This is a genomic window from Clostridium sp. Cult3, from assembly GCF_021655115.1.
GTDB lineage: Bacteria > Bacillota > Clostridia > Tissierellales > Tepidimicrobiaceae > PPXY01.
Map to the genome: position 1 here is coordinate 1 of NZ_PPXY01000033.1, position 2,880 is coordinate 2,880.

The 2,880-nt window shown below is 37.4% G+C and carries 3 protein-coding genes; 1 reads left to right on the forward strand and 2 read right to left on the reverse strand.

Translation table 11 applies throughout. The annotated features are described in order from the left end of the window. Positions 1–118 precede the first annotated feature (118 nt). Complete coding sequence (locus C3E88_RS07125) at positions 119–886, forward strand: acyl-CoA dehydratase activase (protein ID WP_336513077.1); 768 nt, start codon at positions 119–121, stop codon at positions 884–886. On the opposite strand, the gene C3E88_RS07130 is transcribed toward C3E88_RS07125, so the two are convergent. Both C3E88_RS07130 and prfA read right to left on the reverse strand, forming a co-directional pair. Further along, a complete protein-coding gene (locus tag C3E88_RS07130; RefSeq protein WP_236909481.1) occupies positions 883–1,593 on the reverse strand; it encodes a ZIP family metal transporter in 711 nt (236 codons plus the stop codon). The two genes, C3E88_RS07125 and C3E88_RS07130, sit on opposite strands and share 4 nt — an antisense overlap. Positions 1,594–1,689: 96 nt before the next feature. After that, positions 1,690–2,757, reverse strand: a complete 1,068-nt coding sequence (prfA, locus tag C3E88_RS07135; protein WP_236909482.1) for a peptide chain release factor 1 — start codon at positions 2,755–2,757, stop codon at positions 1,690–1,692. Positions 2,758–2,880 lie beyond the last annotated feature (123 nt).

The following is a 2,880-nucleotide window of genomic DNA, read 5'->3' on the forward strand; positions in this document are numbered from 1 at the left end:
AAATATTTATTAATAATATTTATATTGCCCATTCCCCCTATAGATATATCTTATTGGTAGCCTATTTCATTAAATGTTATACTATTATGGAAAATTTGTATTAGTATATATTAAGGATGTGATTTTTTTGATAAGTATTGGCATAGACGTAGGCTCAGTAGCAGCAAAAGCAGTGGCCTACGACGGTAGCAAAATTGTCACAACAGCCCTGGCCCCCACTGGCTGGAGTCCTAAGGAAATAGGAGAGAAGCTATTAGATGAGGTTATGGCAAAAGCTAGTATTTCAAAAGAAGATATTAAGTCCATTGTGGGAACAGGATACGGTAGGATATCCCTCCCCTTTATAGATAAGCAGGTAACAGAAATCACCTGCCATGGCATAGGTGCCTACCATTTAGATCCGAAAATTAGAACAGTCATAGACATAGGCGGCCAAGATAGCAAGGTTATTAAATTAAACCAAGAAGGTCAGGTAGTGGACTTTTTGATGAACGACAAATGTGCAGCAGGAACTGGTCGATTTTTACAGGTAATGGCCAATGCCTTAGCAGTAGATATAAGCGATCTATCTCGTTTAGCAACTGGAGCAGAACCAGCTAATATAAGCAGCATGTGTACTGTATTTGCAGAGTCAGAAGTGGTAAGCCTAGTAGCAGAAGGCGCCTCCAAGGAAACCATAGCGGCAGGGCTCCTTCAATCTGTATGCAACAAAACCTACTCCTTGGTAAGCAAAGTAGGGGTAGAAGACAAGGTGTTTTTCTCTGGGGGAGTTTCTAAAAATGAAAAGCTTAAAGAAATGCTTAGTGAAAAGCTTGGTATACCAGTGATTTCATCAGAAGAAAGCCAATACCTAGGAGCCATAGGTGCTGCTATTATTGGATTCTAAAAATATAATATCATTCCAATGATAAATCCTAGGACAATCCCTATAGATGATGCTCTCCCTTTGTGGAGAGCTTTTGCATTTGGAATTATCTCATCACATATAATGTATAGCATAGTTCCTCCAGCAAAGGATAAGCAGATGGAGATAAATATATTGGAAATCATACCAATATAGGCTCCAATAAATGCTCCTATTCCCGTAGGAACTCCCGTAAGGATGGAATACAGGAGGATTCTACCAGGGGAGGTTTTATTTACCTTAAGGGGAATAGCCATGGATAATCCTTCTGGTATATTGTGTAGAAGCATAGCAATGGATAGAACTGGTCCTAAATCCGACATAGTCAAAAAACTAGATCCTAATGCCAACCCTTCAGGAAAGTTGTGTACAGCTATACTTATACCTAATAATAGACTAGACTTCATGAGAGGATTTTTCAATATACTATCTATATTGATTTCAATAAATATTATAAGTCCTATACCTAATATAATCCCTAGCAAGCTAAAAGGAATCCCCCCTAATATGAAGGCTTCAGGCAATAGATGAAAAGTGACTATAAACAGCATAAATCCACCTGTAAGTCCCAATAGAAAACTTAATATCCTATTGGTTTCTTTGATAAACAAAGAGGCTAACCCACCTATGCCTGTTCCCACCATACCTACTATAAATCCATATAGCGTTATTAGCCCTATATCCTTCATGTTCTCACCCTTTCTAATCTATTATTATTCTAAGGATGAAAGGATAAGAACAGATTTTTAGATATAAAAAAACAAGGATCATATCCTTGTTTTTTATTAACCTACTTGTTTTAACTTTTCTGCTTGATCTGATGTTATTAATGCGTCTATCATCTCATCAATATCTCCATTTAGGAAGTTTTCTAACCTATGGATAGTCATATTAATTCGGTGATCCGTTACCCTACCTTGAGGAAAATTGTAGGTCCTAATTCTTTCAGATCTATCACCAGTTCCTACCTGGGATCTTCTCTCTTCAGCTATTTCATTGTGTTGTTCACTTAATATCTTATCATACAATCTAGTCTTTAATATCTTCATGGCCTTATCCCTGTTCTTATGTTGGGATTTTTCATCTTGACAGGACACTACCATACCTGTTGGTAAATGGGTTATTCTTACAGCAGAGTCGGTGGTGTTTACACTTTGCCCACCATTTCCTGAAGAACGGAATACGTCTATTCTTATGTCATTTGGATTTACCTCTATATCTATATCTTCCGCCTCAGGTAATACTGCTACTGTAGCCGTAGAGGTGTGGATTCTGCCACTGGATTCTGTAGTAGGTACCCTTTGAACCCTATGAACTCCTGATTCATACTTCAACCTACTATAGGCACCCTTACCTTTTATCATGAATATAACCTCTTTAAAGCCACCTACCCCTTGTTCACTAGTGCTCATCAGTTCTATCTTCCAGCCTTGTCTTTCTCCATACATGCTGTACATTCTAAATAGATCTCCTGCAAACAATCCAGCTTCATCGCCACCAGCACCAGCTCTTATCTCTACTATAACATTTTTATGGTCATTAGGATCCTTTGGTATGAGAAGTATCTTAAGCTCTTCTTCCAACTGTGCTGTAGTCTCTTCTAATTCAGCTATTTCGTCTTTTAATAGCTCTCTCATCTCATCGTCTATTTTGTCCTTTAACATTTCCTTGTCTTCTTCAAGGATAGTTTGGGCCTTAGTATACTCCCTATATTTAAATACTATAGGTTCTACTTCCGCATGTTCCTTTACCAACCTTTGCCATTCTTCTATTTGATTAATGATTTCAGGATCTATTATCTTTTGACTTAATTCCTTATATTTGTTCTCTAAAAAGGATAATTTTTCTAACATTCTTTACCTCCTTTCCTGAATACTCGCTCTGTAAACTTAAATGAAAATTGAGGACTTCAATCCTCTGTGGTACAATGTTTTTGCCAGAAAACAAATACCTCCCAGAAAGGATGAAGTCCTCAT